The sequence below is a fragment of the Streptomyces sp. NPDC091209 genome, assembly GCF_044757755.1.
Lineage (GTDB): Bacteria > Actinomycetota > Actinomycetes > Streptomycetales > Streptomycetaceae > Streptomyces.
In genome coordinates this window covers 1-21,925 of the sequence record NZ_JBIVVR010000018.1, presented here as the reverse complement: position 1 = coordinate 21,925, position 21,925 = coordinate 1, and the positions used below count along the sequence as shown (strand labels likewise).

At 71.0% G+C, this 21,925-nt stretch carries 13 protein-coding genes; 2 read left to right on the top strand and 11 right to left on the bottom strand.

The window, feature by feature from the left end:
* Positions 1-2,029: 2,029 nt before the first annotated feature.
* The 11 genes from ACIQRL_RS36275 to eccCa all read right to left on the bottom strand — a co-directional run bounded on the left by ACIQRL_RS36275 (position 2,030) and on the right by eccCa (position 19,037).
* Positions 2,030-2,407, bottom strand: coding sequence for a hypothetical protein (locus ACIQRL_RS36275; RefSeq protein ID WP_401339685.1), 378 nt, complete (start codon positions 2,405-2,407; stop codon positions 2,030-2,032).
* Entirely contained in the window at positions 2,404-2,832 is a 429-nt protein-coding gene (locus tag ACIQRL_RS36270; RefSeq protein ID WP_401339684.1) for a YbaB/EbfC family nucleoid-associated protein, read from the bottom strand. Before ACIQRL_RS36270 ends, ACIQRL_RS36275 begins: the two co-directional genes overlap by 4 nt.
* Positions 2,833-2,880: 48 nt before the next feature.
* Entirely contained in the window at positions 2,881-5,145 is a 2,265-nt protein-coding gene (locus tag ACIQRL_RS36265) for a WXG100 family type VII secretion target (RefSeq protein ID WP_401339681.1), read from the bottom strand.
* A gap of 137 nt (positions 5,146-5,282) precedes the next feature.
* Positions 5,283-5,765: a hypothetical protein gene (locus ACIQRL_RS36260; protein WP_401339680.1), complete on the bottom strand. Its 483-nt coding sequence runs from the start codon at positions 5,763-5,765 to the stop codon at positions 5,283-5,285.
* Positions 5,766-5,937: 172 nt separating this feature from the next.
* The gene (locus tag ACIQRL_RS36255; RefSeq protein ID WP_401339677.1) at positions 5,938-6,228 is read right to left on the bottom strand and encodes a WXG100 family type VII secretion target; all 291 of its coding nucleotides are present in this window, start codon (positions 6,226-6,228) and stop codon (positions 5,938-5,940) included.
* Between the two features lie 48 nt (positions 6,229-6,276).
* Positions 6,277-6,609 (bottom strand): WXG100 family type VII secretion target, encoded by a 333-nt coding sequence (locus ACIQRL_RS36250; protein ID WP_401339675.1) that lies wholly within the window; start codon positions 6,607-6,609, stop codon positions 6,277-6,279.
* Positions 6,610-6,747: 138 nt separating this feature from the next.
* The gene (locus ACIQRL_RS36245) at positions 6,748-9,924 is read right to left on the bottom strand and encodes a right-handed parallel beta-helix repeat-containing protein (protein WP_401339673.1); all 3,177 of its coding nucleotides are present in this window, start codon (positions 9,922-9,924) and stop codon (positions 6,748-6,750) included.
* Complete coding sequence (locus ACIQRL_RS36240; protein WP_401339671.1) at positions 9,921-12,320, bottom strand: hypothetical protein; 2,400 nt, start codon at positions 12,318-12,320, stop codon at positions 9,921-9,923. Before ACIQRL_RS36240 ends, ACIQRL_RS36245 begins: the two co-directional genes overlap by 4 nt.
* A gap of 5 nt (positions 12,321-12,325) precedes the next feature.
* A complete protein-coding gene (gene eccB / locus ACIQRL_RS36235) occupies positions 12,326-13,618 on the bottom strand; it encodes a type VII secretion protein EccB (protein WP_401339669.1) in 1,293 nt (430 codons plus the stop codon).
* Positions 13,619-13,629: 11 nt separating this feature from the next.
* Entirely contained in the window at positions 13,630-15,027 is a 1,398-nt protein-coding gene (gene eccD / locus ACIQRL_RS36230; RefSeq protein WP_401339666.1) for a type VII secretion integral membrane protein EccD, read from the bottom strand.
* On the bottom strand, positions 15,024-19,037 hold the full coding sequence (eccCa, locus tag ACIQRL_RS36225) for a type VII secretion protein EccCa (RefSeq protein WP_401339664.1): 4,014 nt from the start codon (positions 19,035-19,037) through the stop codon (positions 15,024-15,026). Before eccCa ends, eccD begins: the two co-directional genes overlap by 4 nt.
* 292 nt (positions 19,038-19,329) lie before the next feature.
* Between eccCa and ACIQRL_RS36220 the strand changes: the two genes are divergently transcribed.
* Together ACIQRL_RS36220 and ACIQRL_RS36215 are read left to right on the top strand one after the other, a co-directional pair.
* Positions 19,330-20,775: a ricin-type beta-trefoil lectin domain protein gene (locus tag ACIQRL_RS36220; RefSeq protein ID WP_401339662.1), complete on the top strand. Its 1,446-nt coding sequence runs from the start codon at positions 19,330-19,332 to the stop codon at positions 20,773-20,775.
* A gap of 489 nt (positions 20,776-21,264) precedes the next feature.
* Positions 21,265-21,402, top strand: coding sequence for a hypothetical protein (locus tag ACIQRL_RS36215; protein WP_401339659.1), 138 nt, complete (start codon positions 21,265-21,267; stop codon positions 21,400-21,402).
* Positions 21,403-21,925: the final 523 nt, after the last annotated feature.

The following is a 21,925-nucleotide window of genomic DNA, read 5'->3' as shown; positions in this document are numbered from 1 at the left end:
GGCGGCTGCCGCGTCCATGGTGTTGCCGAGTGTGATCTCGTCGGGAAGGGGTGGGCGGAGCCGTCCTAGCAGTTCGTTGTAGGTGGTGACGGCGATGAATGTGTCGCGGGTGGGGTCGGTCGGGGGGAGGGTGGGCGGAGTCGGTGGGGTGTCCGGTGGGGTGGTGTCGGCCCCGGGCAGGCGTGTCTCGAAGCCGGGCAGGCCACCGCCGTCGCTGATGAGGTGGCTGTTGCTGGGGCGGTGAGCGGCTGTTGTGGCGTCGGCCCCGTCGGGGGTAGTGATGGTGGTTCTGGCGGTGGGGGCGGGTTGCGGTCCGCTGGTGGTGCGGATGTCGGGGCGGGCCGCGGCTCCGGTGGTGGTGCGGGTGGCTGGCGCGCTGATCGTGGTGGTGGCCGTTGGGCCTGTTGCGGTCGTGGTGGCTGTTGTTGGGGTGGTGGTGCGGTGCAGGACGGTGTCGAAGTCGGCTTTGGTGACGGTGACGGTGACGGGGTGGGTGGTCAGGGTGGCGTCGGGCCAGCCGCCGTCCTCGGGGGCGATGTCTCCGGTGGTGTCCTGTGTGGTGTCCTCGGCGGTGGTGTGGTGCAGGGCGGTGCTGTAGTCGCTTTGTGCGACGGTGACGGGCCGCACGTGCCGGAGGTCGTCCGGACCTTCCTCCGCTTCTCTCGGCGACGCGGCGCGTCCGGTGGTGGCGTGGGCGGTCGTGGCGGTGCGGCCGACTGGCGTGGTGCTGGTGCTGGTGCTGGTGCTGGTGCTGGTGCGGGTGCGGGTGGTCGTGGTGGTGTGGTTGCGGGTGGTGTTGAGGTCGTTGTTCCTGGCCGCGCTCGTACCGGCGCTGCTCGCGCGCACGATGGTGTCCTTCAGCGCGGAAAGCCCCAGCGTGTTCTTCTCGGCCATCTGGCGGGACAGGCCTGCGTCCGCATCGGACCCGTCCTCGCTGCCCAGGGCACGGTATCCACCCGTGTTCCTGCCGCTTCCGCCGGCTCGGCCGCTGCCATGTCCGGTGGCGGCCGTCGCCGTGCCGGAACTCCCGGTGCTTGCGGTGTTCCCGGTCGTGCTTGCGCTGGTGTCGTTGGTGTTGTCGTCGTTGTGGAGGGCGGTGAGGAGTGCGGTGGTGTCGTCGCCGGGGGTGTGCAGGCGGGTGGTGCGGATGTGGAGGGAGTTGGCCAGGTTGCCCTGGCGTCCGAGGCGGAACTTGCGCCCGCCCTCCAGGGCGCCGATGAAGCCGGAGGTGACCGAGGAGCCGAACGCGGAGGTGTCTCCGCCCCAGATCCCGTAGGAGACACCCTCGGTGACCCCGCCGGTCACCGCACCCAGAACGATCTTCCCCCACAGCGAATGCGCGAACGCCGGCTTCAGGATGCCGCCCAGACCGAACGTGAGACCACCCGCCGCACCGCCGACCGCACCCGACTGGAACGCCTGCCACGTCGCGTCCGCGTCCCACACATGCCGGTGACCCGCCCAGAACTGACCCACCTGCACCAGAACGTCACTGGACACGTTCAGGGCGGCACCGACACCCACCGACACCACCAGCCGCTTCACCAGCTCCTTCACGGCCACCCGCGCACCCGTGACCGCCGCCGGGATCTCCTCCGGCGCCCACAACAGGAAATGCAGGATCTGCAGCCCCAGCAGAATCACCTGCACAATGATCATCGCCTTGGTGTACTCGATACGCAGCCCCGTCGAGTCCGCCAGATCCCCCAGCCGGAACGCCGCATCCGCCAGCCCCGGAACCAGCACCTCCAGCCGGCCCACGAAATCACGGAACTCCTCCGCGATCCGGCCCCCCACACTCTCCAGCACCAGAGCACCCGAACCACCCAGCCCACCCGCCAGCCCCGCCAGCTCCCGGCCCCCCGCCGCATACGCCGCCCCCAACCGGCTCAGACCCGACTCCGAACCCTTCGGCCACTCCTGACCCACCGCCAGATTCGCCACCCACACAAACCCGTCCGGCATCTGCAGATCACCCATACAGCACCCCGCACATCACAACCGGACCGACGACGCGATGGTATGGACGCTAACGTTTGGGCTTCGACGCAGAATGCGACGAGGGAGTATTCGCTTCCGCAGCATGACCGGCGGAATTCAATTTTTGTGCCGCCTGTTTGGCGGCATCCTCGGCCGTGTCAAGATATATTCGCATGCTGTTCACATTGGCGGCCGTTGACAGGAGGCCTTGTTTGTGAGCAGTGGTGGCCGAATGGAGATCTTTGGCTCCCGGGTCGAATTGCTCTCGGAATGCGTTTCCTGTGTCGTCGTTTCCTTCGACACCATTGTTTGCCTCTCGGGCGGCCAGCAGCGATTTCCCGATATTATCGATGTGGGCGGCCAATTCTCGAATTGTTGTGGCGGCTTTGTGCAGGCCATCTGATTCCTTGACGATCAGCTCACTCATTTTTTGTCTCCCCGGAGGCGAAGGTCGGCGGCGTCGAATCCGGCTTCAGGCATTACCGGCTCCTCGGGCAGGAAGGCGGTGGGGTCGGCTTGTCCCTGAAGCAGGCTGGACAGGGTTATCCCAGGCGGAAGCTGAGCGGAGACGATCTCGTCGACGCTCTTCAGGGCCTCCGACCTGGCTTGTTGGATCGTGGTGAGCAATATGTCGGCCAGCTCCTTGGGAGCCATCCGGCGGTAGGCGCCGGTGGGGAACTCCAGCGCCGTGACCTGGCCTTGCGCACCGACGGTGACCTTCACGGCCTGGCGTGGTGCGCTGGCCGTGGACGTCGTCTCGTTGATGCGTCGCCTGGTCTCGACGGCTTCCTCGCGCTGTCGGCGGTACTGCGCCAACAGGTCTTCGATCTGCTGGTCCCATCGACTGGGCATGGGGACTCTCCCTTTTGGACGGTGGTGGTTTCTCCTCGGGTCGACGAGCTAGAAGAGCGAGTTGGACCCGCCGGGGACAGTTCCCCAGGTGCTTTCCTCCTGCACGAGCAGGTCAGCGATACCTCGTGAGGCCTCTTCCGTCGCTTCCTCCTCAAGTACTTCCTCTTCCTCGGCATCCGTCTCGGGTTCGTCGTCGAGCGACACGAAGGGCGTGACGGCGCTCGCATCGGGTGATGTTTCGCCGGTCGGGCGTTCCGGCTGCCAGGTGCTCCTGGGCTCGTGTGCCAGGCCGTCCTCGTCTTCGTCCGTGCCGGACTGCGTCTGCCCTTGCCGGGGGACCGCCCAGAGGAGCGGTACGAAGGCTCCCGCATCTGCCGCCGCTTCCCAGGCGGAGAAGTCCTCTTCGCCGTCGGCGGGCAGGGGGCGCTGGACAACGGTGCTGCTGTCGTCGGCGGGCAGGGGAACACCGTCGGACCCGAGCATCACGGGTGCGCCGCTCGCCGTAGCTTCGGATTCGTCGCCCCGCGCTGCGGCCGCCGGTTCCGCTGCTGTGGCCTCCGCGGGCTCGGCGCCTTCGACCGGGCCCTGGTTCGTGGCTGGGCGGGCCGCCGACACGGGGGCACCGAAGCCGAGCAGGTAGGGCACCCCGGGCAGGACACCGTCGGGCGAGCCGATGTCCTCCGCTTCGGCGGTCTCTTCGGGCTCCCACGGTTCGGTGCTCGGTTCGAGGAGTCCGGACGCGTCCGAGCGTTCACCCGCCGCGTCTCTGCCGCCGGGCGCCCCGCCCATGCCTGGCAGGTAGGGCATTCCAGCCGCGGCGAGGCCCTCTTCGGCGGCCGCCGTGCCCAGCCCTTCACCACCGGCCGCGGCGCCCAGTTCGGAGCCCACCTCATCGTCGCCGAGGGCTGTGTCGCCTTCCCACGGTTCGGTGCTCGGATCGAGCAGCCCCGAGGCGTCCGAGGGTTCGGACGTCAAGGCGTTGGCGCCGGCACCGCCGCCCATGCCGGGCATGTAGGGGTATCCCGATGAATTGGCCAACTGCGAGGCACCCTCCGCCGCACCCAGGCCGTCGCCGAGTGTCTCCCCGAGGTTGTCGCCTATACCTCCGGCAAGGCCGTCGTTGAGCCCGGTGTTCCCGAACGCGGAGGGATCCTCCGCCGCCAGAGCACCGAGCGCCTCGTCCCCCAAGGCGCTCCCACTGCCCGCGCCCAGTCCTGAGAGGCCGGAGTAGGCCGCCGGATTGAGCAGGTTGTCGAGGGCCGACGGGTCGATGCCCGACCCACCGATGTCGGCGCCGTCGCCCAGCCCGAGCCCGTCCGTGCCGCCGCCCAGGCCCGGGTCGGCGGCCAGGTTGTACGGGTTGACACCCAGGCCCGGGTCGGCGGCCAGGTCGTCCAGACCGCCACCGATACCGCCACCCGTGTCCAGCCCGTCGATGCCGGAATCGAGCCCGGTGTCGGGCGAGCCCGCCAGAGCCGCGAGGCTCTGAGGATCCGCCCCGAGGTCCCCACCACCGAGGCCGGCGTCACTACCGAGACCAGGGACGTCGCCGCCCGCGCCGGGGTCGGCGCCGAGGCCGCCGCCCAGCCCGTCACCCCCGCTCGGGCTGGAGACGTCTCCGCTGTTGACCGTGACGTCCAGCGTGGTGGGATTGATGATCGAGTCCGTGGTGAACCGGTACGCCTGCGCCAGATTGATGAGTACCTGGCGCATCTCGTTGGTCATCGCGTTCAGGATCTCTGGCTTCGCACTGATGGACACCGCTCCGTCGGGGCCCTGCTTGGCGCCCGCCTTGAGTGCCAGCGCGGCGTACTTGATGTTGAGGTTGTTGATGATGACCTGTGCGTTGTTCAGCTGGACTGCGTTGACTTGCAGTTGCTTGGGAACGGAGTTGATGCCGGTGGAACCGCCGGACAGGACGTCGGCGTTGGCCTGCACCTGTCGGGAGAAGTTCGTCATCATGTTGTGGAACGACTGGGAGGCGTCTCCTTTCCAGGGGCCGTTGTCACCCGCGAGTGCGTTGGCCTGGTCGGACAGGGCCTTCGAGACGCCCTCGAGAAGGGTCTGGATATCGTGGAACAGGCCTGAGGCGACCTGGAGCGACCTCGGATCGGCGACGGCACGAGCGTGAGCCCAATCGGAGTCGTTGGGCGACCCCGACGCCAAACCGACGATGGCGGCCTGGATCTGCTTCCAGTCCCAGGTCATGTAGTCCATGGGGCTGCCGTCGGACGAGTCGTCGGGGTTGCCGAAGACCATCCCGTTGGTGCTGCCGCCGTCTTGGGTGAACCCGTCGCTCGTGTAATTCGGCACTTCGATCTCCTGTGCGCATGGCTCCTGTGTCCGAGCCTGCCTGCCTTTCGGCCGACGCCACTGTCACATCCGGCCGAGACCGAGGCTCATATCGTCGTCCCGGAATCGCCGAGGCGGCCCGAACCTCAGGACCCGGACTACTTCGATCCGGACCCGGAGCCTCCGGAACCGGAACTCGAGCCGGAGCCGGAGTTCCCGCCGCCCGATGCGGCGGAGCCCCCGTTGGCCGTCATCATCGCGTTGAAGTCGCCGGGTGCCTTCTCGAAGGCGTCCGCCAGGTTCTTGGCCGTCACCTTGTTGGCATCCTCCCCCGCGCCGTAGTCGTGGCTCAGCTTCCGGGCGCCGTCGCGTGTGTCCGTGAGACCGGTAATGAGTGACATCAGCACCGCGGAGTAGCTCTTCTTCAGCCCGTCCTGCTGGCTCACTCCGGTGACTTTCCTCCGCATGACGTTCGCGTCGTAGAAGGCACCCGGTGCGAAGGCGACGAGGTTGTCGAGAAGGGTTTTTGCGTCCTTCACCGGTTGGATCATCTTGTCGATGTTGTCGGCGAAACGGTCCAGTGACGCGGTGTCGACGGAGGTTCCCTTCGTACCGTCGCCGCCGGGCACGGGCGGCGCCACGAAAGGATGCGTGTCGCTGTCGGAGCTGCCCGAGCTGCCGCCACCGTTCGGCGTCGAGGCCGGTGGGGTGTTGGATCCGGGGCTGCTCGTTGTGGCGGGCTTGGGATCGGGCGTCGGTCCCCCACCGCCCCCGGAGCCCCCGCCGTGCTCGAGACCGTCATCAGTAGGCATGTCACTGCCCCCAGAGGCTGACGCCCTGCCGCTCACCGGCTTGGTACGCCTCGTTGATGTGGCCGAGCGAGTTCGTGGCGTTGGACGCCTGGACGGCCATGTCCGCGGCGGCCGCGTCCCACTTGGCCTTGGCCGTGTCGTACGTGCTGCGCGCGTCGCTGGTCCACTCGCTCAGGTTCATCTTGGCGCCGTCGTCCAGGTTGGTGAGGGTCTCCTGGATCTTCTTGCTGATCGCGGCCATCTCACCGATGACGTACTCGACCTGGTCCATCTGCACGGTATAGGTGGGCATCTTGTCGCTCCTGGGAGTGTGGCGGGGTGAGTGTCGGGCGGCGATGTGTCAGAAGCCCGGCAGGCTCTGCGCCATGCCCTGCTTGACCTGGGCGGCCGCGTCGGTGGTGGCCTGGTGTGTGTTGGTGTAGCCGCCCGTGTTGGCCTGCAGCTTCTCGAACATCAGGCTGAGCTGGCTGCGGACGGTGGCGAAGTCCTGCAGCCAGGTGTCCATGGCGCCCTGGAAGGTGCTCGACGCGTCGCCGGTCCAGCTGGCGCGCAGTGTGTCGATCTGGCTCGTCATCTGGGTGTACGAGCTGTTGACCTCGTCCAGTGCGTTCTGGAAGTCGCCTTGCGCGGACTTCATGCCCGCAAGGCTCACTGAAGTGTCCGTGGTGGCCATGAGTTTGCTCCTCTCGTGAGTACTGATCGCCCCTGTGGCGAAGATGGTCCGTGAGACGGATGACGAAAAACGAGTCCCTGCCGGGCTTGTTGCCCGACCGGCCTTCGGTGTCTGCCCTTTCGGCCCGTCAGGTGACGGTCAGGGCCGTTCAGTTGGCAGTGAGTGGTCGTCGGCGAGGTCGTGGAGGATCAGTTCGTCGGCCTGGGCGCGTGCGGCGATGCGATCCGCCAGTCGGTGCGCGCCGAAGGCGCCGTGGGCCGGGTCCTGTCGCGCCAGCGCCGCCATGATCTCGTCGCTGACCTGGAAGCCCAGCATCGTCAGGCGCCGATGGGTCAGCTCGGCGAGTCCGTCTCCGGTCCAGGTGGGCAGCCGGAGGTATTCGGCGAAGGCCGCTGCCAACTCGGTGTGTTCGCGGAGCAGGTCCATCAGGTGGGGTCCGCCTCCGGACAGCACCAGCACCGGTCCGAGGGAATCGCGGGCCTCGGCCTCCGCAGCCAACGCCTCGATGACAGCGTCCTGTTCGTCGGCCGGCCGCTCGCCGAACGCCGGGTCGGTCTCGGCAAGCAGGATGCCTCCTGTCGCCTCCTGGAAGATGTGGGCGAGGTAGGTGGGTGGTTGGTGGGGCCGGCGGGCCGGGACGGTGGACAGCGGCAGGTGGGTGAGCGCCCCCGACGGTATGACGCCGGATTCGGCGAGGGTGCGGCCGTAGGCTGCGGCCAGTGCACGGCGTCCGCTGCCCGCAGGGCCTTCGAGAATGACGTCTGCGAGGTCGGCGGCGCCCTGACCGAGCTTGACGAGGGCGTCGACGCGGGCGGCGAGTGCGTCCGCCGCCCTGTCAAGCCCGGTCAGTGCGCCGAGATGGCGAGCGGCCGCGACGGGGGCGGTCCACACGGGCGGGACGGGTCCGGGCGTGGAGACGTCCTCGGATGCGGGCGCCGGGGTGGGCGGGACATCGTGCCCCGTCGCCGTCACGGGGGCGGCTTCGGGCGGCGGGGGCGGCGGTGCAGAGGCGGCGGCCTCGGACTGCGGGGCAGGTGGTGCGGGGGCCGCTCGGGGGACGTCGGCCTCGGTCAGGCGGCTGAGCTCGCTGTCGTGCTCGGCGGCGTCGGAGGCCAGTCGTGACGCCTGGGTGCTGATCATCGACTCGAAAACCTGGCGGGCGACCCGGCCGTTGCCGAAGGTGGGTCCCTTGGGGACGTCCTCGAAGTAGCGATGGAGGGCCAGGAGGGCGTCGTCGGCGAGTTGGTAGTAGTGCCTGTCGCACAGGTTGCGTGCGATGGTGACCAGTTCGTCCGAGGAGTAGTTGGGGAACTCGATCGTCCGGGCGAAACGCGAGGCCATGCCGGGGTTGGAGGCCAGGAAGCGGTCCATGTGCTCGGAATAGCCGGCCGCGATCACCACGATCTCGTCGCGGTGGTCCTCCATCAGCTTCATCAGCGACTCGACGGCCTCCTGGCCGAAGTCGGGGCCGCTGCCGCGCGACTGGTTGGTCAGGGTGTACGCCTCGTCGATGAAGAGCACACCGCCCAGTGCCCGGTTGAAGACCTCGGTGGTCTTGATGGCGGTGCCGCCGATGATCTGCGCGACCAGGTCGGCGCGGGCCACCTCGACGATGTGGCCCTTGCTGAGGATGCCGAGTTCGGCGAGGACGGCGCCGTAGAGCCGGGCCACGGTGGTCTTGCCGGTGCCGGGCGGGCCCGCGAAGACGAGATGGCGGCTCATCGGCGGCATGGGCAGGCCCATCTCGGTGCGCCGCTGGGTCATCTTGTTGAGGTTGATCAGCCCGGTGACCTCGTGCTTCACGCTGTCCAGGCCGACCAGGGCCTCCAGTTCGGCGAGCGGCCCGGTGCCGGTGCTCCCGCGTACGCGAGTTGGGGGGCTGGGCTCGTGCGGGTCGTAGGAGGCGCCGTCCCGGTCGTCGGCCGGGCTGGCGGGGGCCGTGCGGTCGCCCGCGTTGTCGGAGACGGCGCAGTTGCTCAGGTCGGTGCGCGCGTCGGCGTGCGCGTTGACGCCGGCCCCGCGGGCGCCGGTCATGCGGCAGCCGACGGCGGTGAGGGCGCCGTCCGCCATGACCCGGATCGCGTCGGTCGCGGAGTCGGTGAACTCGCTGTCGTGCACGATCAGTTCGGTTCCCTCGCCGACGACTGCCCCGCCGCCGTGCAGCGTGCAGCCGGCGAGGAAGGCGCTCGCGGTGTCGGCGAGCGCCAGGCACTGCCCACCGCCGCTCAGGTCGATCCTGCCGTCCCGCAGGGTCAGTTGGGCGCCGCCCTGGGCCCGGATGCCGGCGCCGGAGGTGCCGGTGACGGTGAGTCGTTCGAGTTCGGCGGCGCCCGAGTCGAAGACCTGCACGGCGGCGGTCGGGGTGTCGCGGACAGCGAGTCCGGTCACGCTCACGGAGGTACCGGCGCCGGTGACGTGGAGGCCGATCGGGGTATCGGCGATCTCGCAGTTCTCGATGCGGGGCCGGGCGCCTGCCGCGGCCTGGATTCCGGCGCGCGCCGCCTCGGTCACCGTGCAGCGGCGCAGGTGGGGCGCCGCGCCCTCGGCGATGTGCACGGACTGGCCCGCCGATCCGGCGAAGTCGCAGTCGGTGAGGGTCGTCTCGCCGCGGCTGGTGAGGTAGGCGTCGAGCACGGCGCTGCCGGTGACACTCACCCGGACGAGGGTGGCCTTGCCTTCCTGCTCGACGGCGACGGCGGGTTTGGCGCTCGCGGTGATCTGCGTGGACTCGACGGTGGCGGTGGCGGTGCCGTTGACGCAGATTCCGTTGCCGCCGGGGCGGTCCAAGCGGCAGTCGCGCACGCCGAGACGTCCGTGCTCGGCGACCACGACGGCCGAGGAGCCCGGTTCGCTGATCTCGGTGTCCTCGAGGACGTTGCCGCCGCGGGAGGTGACGACGACTCCCGCGCCGTTCGGATTGAGCACCTTGCAGCCGCGGGCGGCCAGCACGCCCTCGTCCCAGGCCAGGACTGCCGTCCAGGCCGCTCCTTCGATCACGCATCCGTCCAGGGCGGACTGTCCGCGGCGCAGGTCGAGGACGGGTGCCTCCGGATCGGCGCCGGACAGCACGAGGCCGGAGAGCTGCACCGCGTCCGCCTCGACGACCACGGTGCTCCCGGTGGCCGCGTGCACCTGCACGGTCCCGGCGCCGCTCTCGGCGGCGATGGTGACGGCGCGGGTGATGTCGAGGTTCTCCTCGTACCGGCCGGGGGCGACGGTGACCAGCGCCCCCTCGGTGGCGTCGGCCAGTGCGTGGCCGATCGTACGGTGGGCGCCCGGCCTGTCCGGGGAGACCAACAGCACCTGTCTGCTCATGGCTTGGCTACTTCCTCACGACCTGAACGGCCCGTGTCGGGGGTGACGATGAGTCCGGGCGGATCGGCGCTCTCGGCCGTGGCGTCGGTGCCTGCCTTCTCCAGCGCTTCGAGGATGTTTCCCAGCCCCTTGACGGCCATCTCGTCGAGCCTGACCTGCTGGACGTCGACCCGGCCGTCCTGCGAGATCTCCGACGACGAGACCTCCCGCATCAGCACGGTGCTGCCGTCGGTGCGCAGCACCTTGAAGACGGTTCCCGGCAGGAACAGCACCCGGTCGGTGAGGGCCGGGTCGAGCTGAGCGGTCCGGCGGGCGGTCATCGACCAGATCAGGATGTCGGTGGCGCCGATGCCGCGAGGGCCGGTGTGCAGCGATGTCCGGGTGTGGCAGAACGCCCACTCGGTGACCAGTCGGCCCTGCTGGTACCAGGCCCGCTCGGCGTCGGTGAGGCGGGTGCGCAGCAGCGCCGGGCCGCGGTAGGAGGGCAGCCTGCGCAGTCCCGCGGTCACGCAGCGGGCGAGCGGCACGTGGGGTCCGGCGGTGGCCGTGCGGACGGCGGTGTCGGCCCCGCGGTTGTCCCCGGACAGGTACAGGCGTACGGCGACCAGTTCGGTCAGGGCTTCGGCGGCCTCCGAACGGGAGCCTCCGCGCAGTCCCGGTGTCTCGGACATGACCCGGGAGACGGCGCCGGCGGTCGCGTTGTACTGCTCGTTGAACATGCGGCGCAGCCAGTCCCGTTCCTTGGCGACGCCGCGTTCGGGCGGAACGGCGCAGGCGGCGGAGCTGGGGACGGGCTGCACCCGTACGGCCGCGGCGGCGGACGGGGCGGGTGCCGGGGCGGACCCGGGCGCCTGGGCGGGCTCGGGCACCGGGGTCGGGGTGGCCGGCGGCTGCGGGCCACCCCGGTCCGCTCCCGGCTCCGGGGCGGGCGTGCCGGATTCCAGCCGGAAACGGGGCGCGGCGGGCCGTACGGGCCGCGGAGCGGGTTCCGGTACGGGGTCGGGGGTCGGGGTCTCCGTCACGGCCGGTGATGCCTCGGGCGCGGGAGCCGGATCGGGGACCGAGGGTGGGCCGGGGTCACCTGTTTCCCGCGTGTCGGGTGGGGTGTCCGGTGCCGGGTCGGGATCAACAGTGTCGGTCGGTAGGGGAGTCGGGGCGGCGGGCTCGGCGCCCGTGGCGCGGGGGGCCGTCCCAGGGGAGGAGGGGGCCTGTGCCGTGGCGGGCTCGGTGGGGGCGGGGCCCAAGGCGGGGACCGCCCCTTGCGGTGCGGACACTTCCCGCACGTCACCCCCGGGCGGCGTGGTGGTCCCGGAGACCATCTGGACCCGGGGCATGGAGCGCCGTGGCGGGAGGGCTTTTACGGCCGCCGGGCCTGGCGGGTCAGCGGCGCGGACCATCGGCACCTCGCCCGCTGCGATCTCGGTCCCGCCGGCCACGCCCGCGGCGGCCGGGTGGGCGCCGAGTTCGCCGCCGGCCGTGGTGGTGGTCGGGGAGGTGGCCGGGCCGGTGGTCCCGGGCTCGCCGGATGTCCGTGCGGGCTGGAGCACCGCCATGGCGCGGGCCGGGATATAGGCCAGGGTGTCGTCGTCGGCTCGGGCGGCCGTGCCGGAGGGAAGGTCGGCGTACAGGATCACCTCGTGGTCCAAGGCGTCGGCGAGGCACTGGCCGGGGGTGAGGGAATCGGGGGTGTCGAGCGTGCCGTAGAGATGGAAGCGCACCGCGGGACGGGCGTTGGGCAGGACGCTGTCCCAGTAGCGGGCCACGTCGTCGACCGGCAACGGTGGCGTGTCCGGGCTGCCCAGGACGACCAGGAGGCGACGCGGGTCGATGGGGACGGTCTCGATCGTGGGCCGTTGGTAGCCGGGCAGCAGAGTGCGGTCGCTGTGGCGCAGCCACACACCGGACGGCACCGGCTGGGCGGTGGTGCGGGCGCTCACCGCGCGGGCGCGCGTGGGCAGCGCGAACTCCCAGTGCGGTTTGGGGAATCGCTGGGAGTCGTGCTCGGCGGGACGGCCGGGCCGGAAGCGGAGCCAGGCGGCGTCGTCGCCGGGCACGAACAGGCCACCCCCGACGGTGGGCACCAGAGTGCCGTCGGCGGCGACAACCTCGCGCCCGAGCCGATCGGCGATCAGTCCCGCAGCCCTGCGTACGTCCTCGCCGCGGTCGCGGCCGAAGACAATGCGCAGGCTGCCGTGCCGGGCGGAGGACAGCAGCTTGGCGACTGCCCGCCACTCGTCGGCGAGGACGCCCGTGGGCAGGTCGACGACGACCAGGGTGTGCTGCGGATCGCGGCTGAGTCCCTCCGCGAAGCCGGCCGCCCGCTTGTCGAGGTGTCCCTTCGGGTGGACCAGCAGGGCGTCGCCGACCGGAGTGGCGTGCAGCCGTAGCCTGTTCACCCCGCTCACCCCTTTCCGGCTGCTGCGCGGCTGAGCACCGGCCCGTCGGGCAGGAGGGCGAGGGCGTCGGCGGGCAGGGTGAGGCGGGTCCTGGCGCCGCCGAGGCCCAGGGCCTGGAGGGCGTTGTCGTCGGCGATGCGGTATTTCACCCCTTGCTCGGTGACGAGGTAGGTGAGACGGCTGCCTTGCGGGACGGCCAGGATTCCGCCGCCGGCCGGCAGGGCGATCAGGCCGCCGTCGAAGCGGCTCACGACCAGCTTGTACGTGTCGCCGGTGACGTGCTCCAGGCAGAGGGTGCCGCTGTCCAGGGCGGGTACGCCGACGACGTCGGGGATCCGGTTGGTGGGGCCGCGGTCTGACGAGACGGGGGCGAGGGCGATGTCCGTCTGCTCGACCTGCCGTGGTTCGGGTGCGCCGGGGCGGGCGGCGAGCAGGGCGTAGGCGGTGGGGTTGACCGGGACGAGTCCGTCGGAGCGCAGCAGGTAGTGGCGTTCGGTGCCGCCCGTGCTGGTGCGGAAGAGCTGCCCGACCTCGGCGGCCTTCCCGGCGACGTGGCCGGCCGGCTTCCCGGCGCCGGGCGGGGTGGGCGCGCTGAGCGTGGCGCCGCTGGGGACGGCGGCGAGCCAGTCGGCGGTGGCCGTGAACCAGATTTGGTCGTCCAGGCCGAGGGCGATGAGGGCGGCGTGATCGGGGACGGGATATTTGACGCCGCGCAGCAGTACGTAGCGGGTGCCCTTGAGCCCGGCGACCAGGACCTGCCGGCCGGTGGGGAGCGCGTGCATGGTGGAGGCGATCGGGCCGAAGGCGAGGCCCTGGCCGGTGTCGGCGGCCCCGGGCCGCGGCAGGCAGCGTGCCCAGGGACCGGGCGTGAGGTGGGCCGCGTCCGGCACGCTGTCGGGGGCGCCGGGTATGCCGACCGGGGCGCCCTGCGGGACGCCGGCGAGGGACTTCGCCGAGGGAGTCGCGGGTGCGGTCCGTTTGCCCGCGATGAGCAGGGCGGAGGCGTAGTTGCGGGTGGGGCGCAGGACGCCGTCGGCGTAGATGTAGCGGTTGCCGGTGCTCTTGTCGAGAACGACGGCGCCTTCCTTGCGCCAGTCGTCCTTCGCGACCGGGGAGATCAGGCCGTACACGCCGAACCCCGCGCACAGCAGGACCACCAGGGCCACGCCGAACACGGAGCCGAGCGTGGACCTTCTGGTCGGGCTCTGCCCCCGGCCGGGATCTCCGCTGACCAGCGCGGAGGCGAGGCGGCCCATGGCGAACTGATACGCCTGGACATGATCACGTCGAGTCTGCACGTTCGCCCGCCCTAGCCGGCCAGGCCGCGGAAGTAGGCGTACGCGTCGAGGAGTTGCAGCAGGAGCGGCAGCAACGCGATCGCCGTGACGATCTCCAGGAGGTCCCCGAGGTGGCCCCAGATGGGCAACAGCCGGGCCTGTGGCAGCCGCCACGCGCCGACCAGCAGCAGCACCACGGCGGACAGCAGCAGCACGAGGGCGATCGCTTTGCCGCCCGGCCCGTCGTGCGCGGTGCGCAGCACCAGGACGAGCGCGAGCCCGTAGACGCCCGTCACGACGGCGGGTGTGCGCTGGAGGGTGCCATTGGTGCCCCGCGCGCGCAGCAGCACGGCCAGGCTCAGGGACAGCGGCAGCAGCCAGCCCGCCCAGCCGTGGGCGTGTGCCGCCACCAGCCACAGCCCGACGACCCAGAACAGCGCCGAGCTGACGCTGATCATGTCGAGGAAGGCGGTGGCGACGGAGACTCGCTGCGACACCTGTGCGCCCGTCTCCGGCTCGATGCCCTCCTGGAGTTCCTGCGCGTCGTGCGGGAGTTGGGGCACGCGCAGCCGGGCGGCCCGCAGGGCGAGGCGAGGCGCGAGGTGCCCCAGCACGAACAGCGCCACTGCGACCACCGCGGCGGACTGTACGCCGCGCAGCCCGAAGACCTCCATCAGCCCCGCCGAGACCGCGGCGGCGACCGCCGTGAGCAGCACGGCGCCGGGCACGACCAGCGGCAGCGCCCGCAAGGCGAACAGCAGGGCGGCCAGACCGATCACGAAGCCGCAGCCCAGGAGCACGCCGGCCAGCCGGGTGGCGTGATCGCCGACCGGGTCCGCGCGCACGATCAGTCCGGTGCCGCCCGCGAACGCGAACGCGCCGAGGCCCGCGACCAGGACGCTGCTGCGGTCGGCCTGCAGCTGGGACAGGGCGGCGCAGGCGGTGGCCAGCACCAGCGCGACGGCGGCGGCCACGGCGGCGGTGCGATGGCTCGCGCCCGAGCCGAACAGGGTGGCGGCCACTGCGGCGAGGACCAGGCAGACCAGGCCGAGCGCGAGGCCGCGGGTGAGTTCCGGCCGCCATCGGCCGGGGCCGTCGCCGACGGTCCGGGCGACACCGTCGGCGAGGTCGTCGAAGTGCACGGCGGGCAGCGGCGCGTCGGCCGGGCGCAGGTGCAGGACGTCGCCGTGGCGCAGCCCGGCGGCCTCCGGGGTGGCCTCGGGCGCGAGCGGGTCCTCGCCGAGCCGCTGCAGCACCCAGGGGTCGCCGTTCGCCGCGGCCGCGGTGGGCAGCTGCCGCAGCAGAGCGGGGAGCAGGGCCGACACCGGTGTGGTGACGGGGATCGACAGGTCGGTCCGGCCGACCGGCGTCTCGACGGTGACGCGACAGACCTCGGTGGCCCTTCCCGTCAGCGGTGCTGCCGTGGTCATCGTGCTCCTGTGGGGACGGGGCCCGCCGAGACCAGACCGGTCTGGACGAGCTTGATGTGGCGCCGGGTGACGAGCTGGGCCCGGCCGGCGGGCAGGGTGCGGGGCTTGGCCTCGCCGATGAACTTGCCCTCCTCCTTGGGGTAGGAGAACAGCAGCGCCGGGTTGCCCAGCTCCCACATGCGGCGGATCAGCGGGTCCATCACCGAGCGCATCGCGCCCGAGGTACTGCGGGCGACGACCAGGTGCAGCCCGATGTTGGCGCCCTGCGACAGCAACGGCACCAGGGGCGCCATGGGGGAGGGAGTACCGGGCGGCCCGGCGAACAGGTCGTAGTCGTCGACGAGGACGAACAGCAGCGGCCCTGCCCACCAGTCGCGCTTGTCCAGCTGCTCGGGCGTGATGTCCGCGCCGGGCTGCCGCTTGCTCACCGAGACGGCCGCGCTCTCGGCGAGCTTGCCGAGGCCGTCGCCGTCGACGACGTATCCCACGCGGTATTCCTCGGGTACGTCCTTGAGCAGGCCGCGACCGGGGTCGGCGAGCAGGATGCGTGCCTCCTCGGGGCGGTAGCGGCTGGTGATGGCGCGGATCGCCAGGCGCAGCGCGTTGGTCTTGCCGGTCTCGCCGTCGCCGTAGACGAGCAGGTGCGGGGTGGCGCCGAAGTCGTGCCAGACGGGGGCGAGGCGCTGTTCGTCCCAGCCCAGGCAGAACTTCAGGTCGCGGGCGTCGGCGGGCGCGGGGAGGCGCCGGACGTCCAGGGAGGTCGGTAGCAGGCGTACGCCGGGCGCCTTGTCGCCGGTCCAGAACGTGCTGATCTCGGCGACGGCGGCCTTGGTGGCGGCCGTCAGGTCGTCGCTGCGCGAGGAGCTGTCGAGCCGGGGCAGCGCCGACAGGAAGTGGTGTCCGGAGCCGGTCAGTCCCCGGCCGGGCTGGTGCGGGACGCCGGCCGCCGCCCGGGTGCCGACCTCCGACTCCATCGCGTCGCCCAGGCGCAGCTCGAACTTGGTGCCGAGCAGGTCCCGGACGCGCGGGCGGACCTCGGACCAGCGCACCGCGGCGACCACCGTGTGCAGGCCGAACGACAGGCCACGGGCGGCGAGTTCCATGACCCGCTGCTCCAGGTCCTCGAAGTCCTGGCGCAGCGTGGCCCACCCGTCGATCACCAGGAACACGTCGCCGTAGGGGTCCTCGATGGTGCCGTCCGCGCGCAGCTCACGATAGGCGGCCATCGACTCCAGCCCCCGCGAGGCGAACAACTGCTCCCTCCGTTCGACGAGTTGGGCCAGCTCCTCGACGGTGCGAAGGACGCGGTCGCGTTCCAGACGGGTCGCGATCGACCCGACGTGCGGGAGACCGGAGGCGGACACCAGGCCGCCGCCACCGAAGTCGATGCAGTAGAACTGCACTTCGTTCGGAGTGTGGGTCAGGGCGAGCGACAGCATCAAGGAGCGCAGCAGGGTCGACTTGCCGGTCTGCGGGGCGCCCACGACACCGACGTGCCCGTCGGCGCCGGAGAGGTCGGCGACCAGAAGCTCGCGCAGCTGCTCGAAGGGACGGTCCACCATCCCCAGCGGCACCCGCAGGGCTCCCTGGACACGGGAGTCGGACGCGCCCATGCCGCGCTGCGAGTCGGGCACGATGCCGGGCAGGAGCAGGTCCAGGGCAGGGGACTCCGACAGGGGGGACAGCCAGACCTGCCGTGCGGGCGGACCGTTGTCCTCCAGCCGGTCGATGATGACGTCGAGCAGGCTGTCGTCGGCGCCCTCGTCCTCCACCGCGGCCGCGGTGGAGCCCTGTTCGTGCAGGGTCTGCTCAGCGAGGGAGACCAGGGCCGCGGCTTCCTCCTCGGCGCGCACGGAGGCGAGCCTGCCCTGCTGCTCCAGGCCGAATGCCGTCACTTCGAGGACAGCGCCCTCCCGGCGTGCCGCCTCCTCCGGGCTCGGCGGTGCTGGGACGGGACCGGAGACGTAGGCAGCCTTGAACCGGACGAGGTTGGTGGTGTCGACCTTGAGGTAGCCGTTGCCGGGCGCGGACGGCAACTCGTAGGCGCTGGCGGTGCCGATGACGCTGCGGGACTCCATGGAGGAGAAGGTGCGCAGCGCGATCCGGTACGACAGGTGGCCCTCGACGCGGTGGATGCGTGACTCGTCCAAGCGCTGGGAAGCGAGCAGCAGATGGACGCCGAGACTGCGCCCGAGCCGGCCGATCGACACGAACAGCTCCACGAACTCCGGCTTGTTCGCCAGGAGTTCGGAGAACTCGTCCACGATGATCAGCAGAGAGGGCAGGGGTGCGAGGGTGGCCCCCTGACCGCGTGCCTTCTCGTACTCGTACAGCGAGGCGTGACCGGCCTCGCGCAGCAGTTCCTGCCGGCGGATCATCTCGCCGTTGATGGAGTCCCGCATGCGGTCGACGAGGTGGAGTTCGTCGGCGAGGTTGGTGATGACGGCCGAGGTGTGCGGCAGCCGGTCCATGTTGAGGAAGGTGGCGCCGCCCTTGAAGTCGACCAGGACCAGGTTGAGGATCTCCGAGGAGTGGGTGGCGGCCAGGCCCAGCACGAGGGTGCGCAGCAGTTCGCTCTTGCCGGATCCGGTGGCGCCGATCAGCAGTCCGTGCGGGCCCATGCCGCCCTGGGCCGACTCCTTGAGGTCGAGTTCGACGATCTCGCCGTCGCCGGTGACGCCGATGGGGACCTTCAGCCGGGCGTGCTGGGCCAGGCGAGGGCGCCACTTGGCGTGGACGTCGAAACCGTGCACGTCGCGGATGCCCAGCATGGTGGTGAGGTCGAAGTCGGATTCCAGCGGGCGGTCGACCATGTCGACGCCGCCGCTCGTGCGCATCGGTGCCAGGACGCGGCCGAGGGTCTCCGCCTCGACGGGGGCGAGGCGGTCGGCGCAGCCGGAGACGGTCTCGGTGCCGTTGGGGAACTCCATCTGTCCGTGCCGGACGCGGAGCCGGAGCACCTTGGGGCCGCCGGGGACGGCGCCGGTGAGGTCGAGCAGCACGACGCCGCGGATGCCGGCGCCCAGCAGGCGCGAGGACTCGGGTATCCGCACCCCCTGGGCGACGATCACGGTGAACGGCTCGGCGACGCTGGGCGAGGAGTCGCGGTCGTGGTCGGGCCGGTCGCGGACGTCCGCTCCCAGGAGGTCGAGGAGTGTGTCGTGGTCGGCTGCGGCGAGGCGGAGCGGTCCCGCGGAGTCCTCCTCCTCCGGGTGGGCGTTGTGAGGCAGCCACTTCAGCCAGTCCCACTCGCGATGGGCCTCGGCGTCGCCGAGCACGGCGATGCGCAGTTCGTCGGGGGAGTGGAGGACCGCGAGCTGCCCGAGCATCGACCGGGCCAGGGACAACGCCTCCTCGGTCTCGCCGGTGAACTCCACGCTGGTGAAGCGTTGCAGGGACACCGGTACGGGCAGCAGGGGGACCGTCTGGTGCGCCTTGGTGAACCGGCGCAGCGAGATCGCGCACAACGGTTCCAGGTCCTCCACCGGCTTGGTCTGCGGCGGCATGAAGTCGAGGGCCGCGCGCCGGGTGGTGAGCCCGATCCGGACGCGGGCGAAGTCCTCGTGGCCGGGCCTGCGTTCCCACAGCCGGGTGCCGCGGGCGAGCGCCCACAGGTCACCGGGCGGCGGGTTGTCCCACAACAAGGCGGCGCGCTGGTCGTCGGCCGCCTGCCGGGCCTGCTTGCGTTTCTGGCTCAGGTAGCGCAGATAGTCGCGGCGCTCGGCGCGCATGCGACGGCGCCGGTCCGAGCCTGGGCGGCCGACCTGCGTGAGCGTCATGCTCATCATCGCGATGCCCATCATCCCGGACATGATGTAGGTGGAGGCTCCTCCGCTGCCGACGGAGAACATCAGCACCATGGCCCCGGAACCCAGGCCCATCGGCAGATATGTCATCAGCGACCCGAAGTCGGCGGTGGCCGGCTCACTGAGCACGGGGGGCTCGGCGAGCTCCACCTGCGCCTCGGGCATGGGAGGACCCTCGGCGCGCGGCGGGCGTTTGGCGATCATGGTGCTCAACGTGCTTTCCCGCTTTCCTGCTTCCCTGCGGCTGGAGTCTCCCGAGCCTAGGCAGACCCCTGCCCGCCACCCCCGTCCCACGGCCGAAGTCTGTCCCCGCGGGCACGCAATCTTGGCCGAAGGGGCAGACGGTTCACTGGGGTTCGTTGGGCCGGGTGCGGGGACGCAGGGGAAGATCCTTGGTCCTCCAGGGCAACCTTGCCTGTGTCCGCGGTACTTGGCCTTCGTGTCCTCCTAGGGTCGGCTGTTCGAAGACCACCAGACCTGAGGCGGGCGGGCACACATGGCAAAGAGGACCGGACCGGCGGCGATCTGGGAGCAGCCGTTGCCCTGGCTGGGGGAGACGGAGGCAGTGCCCGCGTCCTCGATCGGGGAGACGGGGGCCGCGTCGGCGTCGCCGGCGGGCGAGACGGGGTCCGCGGGCGTGGCCGTGCCGCCGTCCAGGAAGGCGTCGGACGGGGAGACCTCACCGGAGGCCGAGGCCGGGTCCAAGTCTGAGGCCGGGACCGAGGCGGCGAAGCCGAACGCCGTGCCGCCGTCCGGCGACACCAGCGCCTACGTCGCCGCACTCACCGTGTCGATGGCAGGCACGCTGGTTCCCGCTCCCGTCGGGTCCCTGACCGTGCCCGCCGCCGAGGCGGAGCCCGAACCCGTGGCGGCCGTCACAGCCGATCCCGCCGAGGAGGCCGAGCCCCCGGCCGTCGCTCCGATCAGGAGCGGTGCGCATTTCAGCCGTCCGGCCGCGTCCGCGCCCGAAGGGGCGGACGGCAACGGGGACGCGGGCGAGCGGGACGGGGAGGGCGGCCGCTCCACGAGGTTCCTGCGGCTGCTGATGGCCAAGGCCGGCACGGTCATGGCCGCACGCAGCGGCAGCCCGTCACAGGAGGCCCAGTCCGAACGCAATGTGCGCCTGGTCGGAGTCATGACCGCCGTCGCCGTACTGGCGGCGCTGGGCCTGGGAACCGTGGCCTTCATGGCAGTTCCCGACGACGCCGCCGATGCCTCCCAGCCACGAGCGGCGCACGTCGAGGACGGCGTCATGCCCAAGGTCGGCCCGGGTGGCGCGGTGATCCCGTCCGCCTCCGCATTCCCCTCCTCCCCCGCCGGGCACGGCAAGGACGGCAGCCCCAAGGTCTCGGTCCACGCGGGTCCCGACGCCGGCGTACGGCCGGGCGGCGGCCCCTCGTCGGGCGCGGACGGGGTCAGGTCCACGCATGGCAATTCCTCTTCGGGTTCCGGGGGAGGGGGCAAGGCGGTCGACGCCTCCGACTCGCACAGCGCCGGCACCAAGGACGCCACCAAGACCCAGACGAAGCCGACGCCCGCGGCCACGCATGCCGCGGTGGCCGGCAACATGATCATGGGGTACGGGTCCTCACGCTGCATCGGGGTGTCCGGGCACAAGGGGTCGGACGGCTCCCCCCTCACGCTCCAGGGATGCGCCGAGGACGCCTGGCAGAAGTGGGTGTTCGCGTCGGACGGCACTGTGCGGTCCGAGGGCATGTGCCTGGACATCGCCAATGCCTCGCGCGACAACGGCGCGACCATCCAACTGGCGCGCTGCAACGGCGGCTGGGCACAGAAGTTCAACCTCAACAGCTCCCATGACCTGGTCAACTCCCAGATCGGCATGTGCGTCGACGCCAAGGACATGGGGACGGCCGTCGGCACCCGCCTGCAGCTGTGGGAGTGCGGCGGAACGTCCAACCAGAAGTGGCACCTCGCCTGAGCCGCGCCACCCCCAGCCGGCCCCCTCCTGCCCGCCGCCGCAGGTACGGACGGGCCCCGGCGTGCCTCAACAGGAACACCGCACGCGACGGCGTGGTGTTTGCCTCCGCCGTTGCGCTACATAGTCAGTGGTTCCCCAGCACCTCTTCTGCCGGGGGCGCCACCAGAGCGTGCGTTCCGTAGTGAATGTGATCCGATGGTCCGCGAGGAGCGGTTCGCGAGTGGAGGCCGCGGCAGCGCCCGCACCGCGGGAGCGGGACCGCCAGGAGCAGTGCGGTTACGACCACTGGCGCATGCCAGGGTCTATGCGCTCCAGGTCGTCGGAGGGGCTCGGCGAGCGCCTTGGTGCTGAGGGTCCGCTGGTCCTGTTCGAGTCCCATGATCTGCGGGCCTGGCGGCACGTCAGCGAGCGCACGCGGCACACGTCGGTGTCCTTGCGGGAGCGGATCCCGCACACAACCGGAAGGTCGTCCGGTCCTACGGCATCCAGATGCCCGGCCTCGGCCTCAAGTGCTCGGTGTTCGGCATCGACGGCATCGTGCGCTGGAAGCACGTCGCCCGCCTCGGACGGACCTTCCAGGACACCGACACGATCACCAGGGAACTTGCCGCGCTCACCCGACGCTGAACCGAATCGACCGCATGCCCGCCCGGCAAGGCGGGCATGTGGTTGTTGCCCATGAGGCGCCGAAAATGCCCGATGGTAACCACGAATTCGCCCGATCCTTGATTGGTTCCGAAGTGAAGTCCGGGCGACGCTGTCGATATCGAGGGTGAGTGACGGATATCGATCGATGAAACGGCTGCTCAGGTGGCATGCCAGGGGTGCGTGGTGACTCACTCGGTTAACGGAGGCTGAACCAATGGTGAATAATATCGACTGGATTCAGAATTGCATGTTCGGGCAATGTGGCCAAGCGGGCGGCGAATTGTTTTTGGCCGTCCCTGAATTTCGCTTACTGTTTTGACCCGTGAGGAAAAGACCCCACGGGCGGCAGCAGGCGACCGTCCGGTCCGGCGTGAATCGCGGTTTGCAGAGTGGCCGTCCACATGGACGGTGATCTGCAGTTGCCGGACGGGTTTGTGTGGGTGGCGAATCTGGCGGTGGGTCAGGAGTGGCCGAAGGGTTCGGAGTCGGGTCTGAGCCGGTT

Excerpts from the sequence above, each read along its gene's own strand:
- ACIQRL_RS36275 (WP_401339685.1), bottom strand. The coding sequence starts at position 2,407 with ATGAGTGAGCTGATCGTCAAGGAATCAGATGGCCTGCACAAAGCCGCC.
- ACIQRL_RS36270 (WP_401339684.1), bottom strand. The coding sequence starts at position 2,832 with ATGCCCAGTCGATGGGACCAGCAGATCGAAGACCTGTTGGCGCAGTAC.
- ACIQRL_RS36255 (WP_401339677.1), bottom strand. The coding sequence starts at position 6,228 with ATGCCCACCTATACCGTGCAGATGGACCAGGTCGAGTACGTCATCGGT.
- ACIQRL_RS36250 (WP_401339675.1), bottom strand. The coding sequence starts at position 6,609 with ATGGCCACCACGGACACTTCAGTGAGCCTTGCGGGCATGAAGTCCGCG.
- ACIQRL_RS36245 (WP_401339673.1), bottom strand. The coding sequence starts at position 9,924 with ATGAGCAGACAGGTGCTGTTGGTCTCCCCGGACAGGCCGGGCGCCCAC.
- eccD (WP_401339666.1), bottom strand. The coding sequence starts at position 15,027 with ATGACCACGGCAGCACCGCTGACGGGAAGGGCCACCGAGGTCTGTCGC.
- eccCa (WP_401339664.1), bottom strand. The coding sequence starts at position 19,037 with ATGATCGCCAAACGCCCGCCGCGCGCCGAGGGTCCTCCCATGCCCGAG.
- ACIQRL_RS36220 (WP_401339662.1), top strand. The coding sequence starts at position 19,330 with ATGGCAAAGAGGACCGGACCGGCGGCGATCTGGGAGCAGCCGTTGCCC.
- ACIQRL_RS36215 (WP_401339659.1), top strand. The coding sequence starts at position 21,265 with ATGCCCGGCCTCGGCCTCAAGTGCTCGGTGTTCGGCATCGACGGCATC.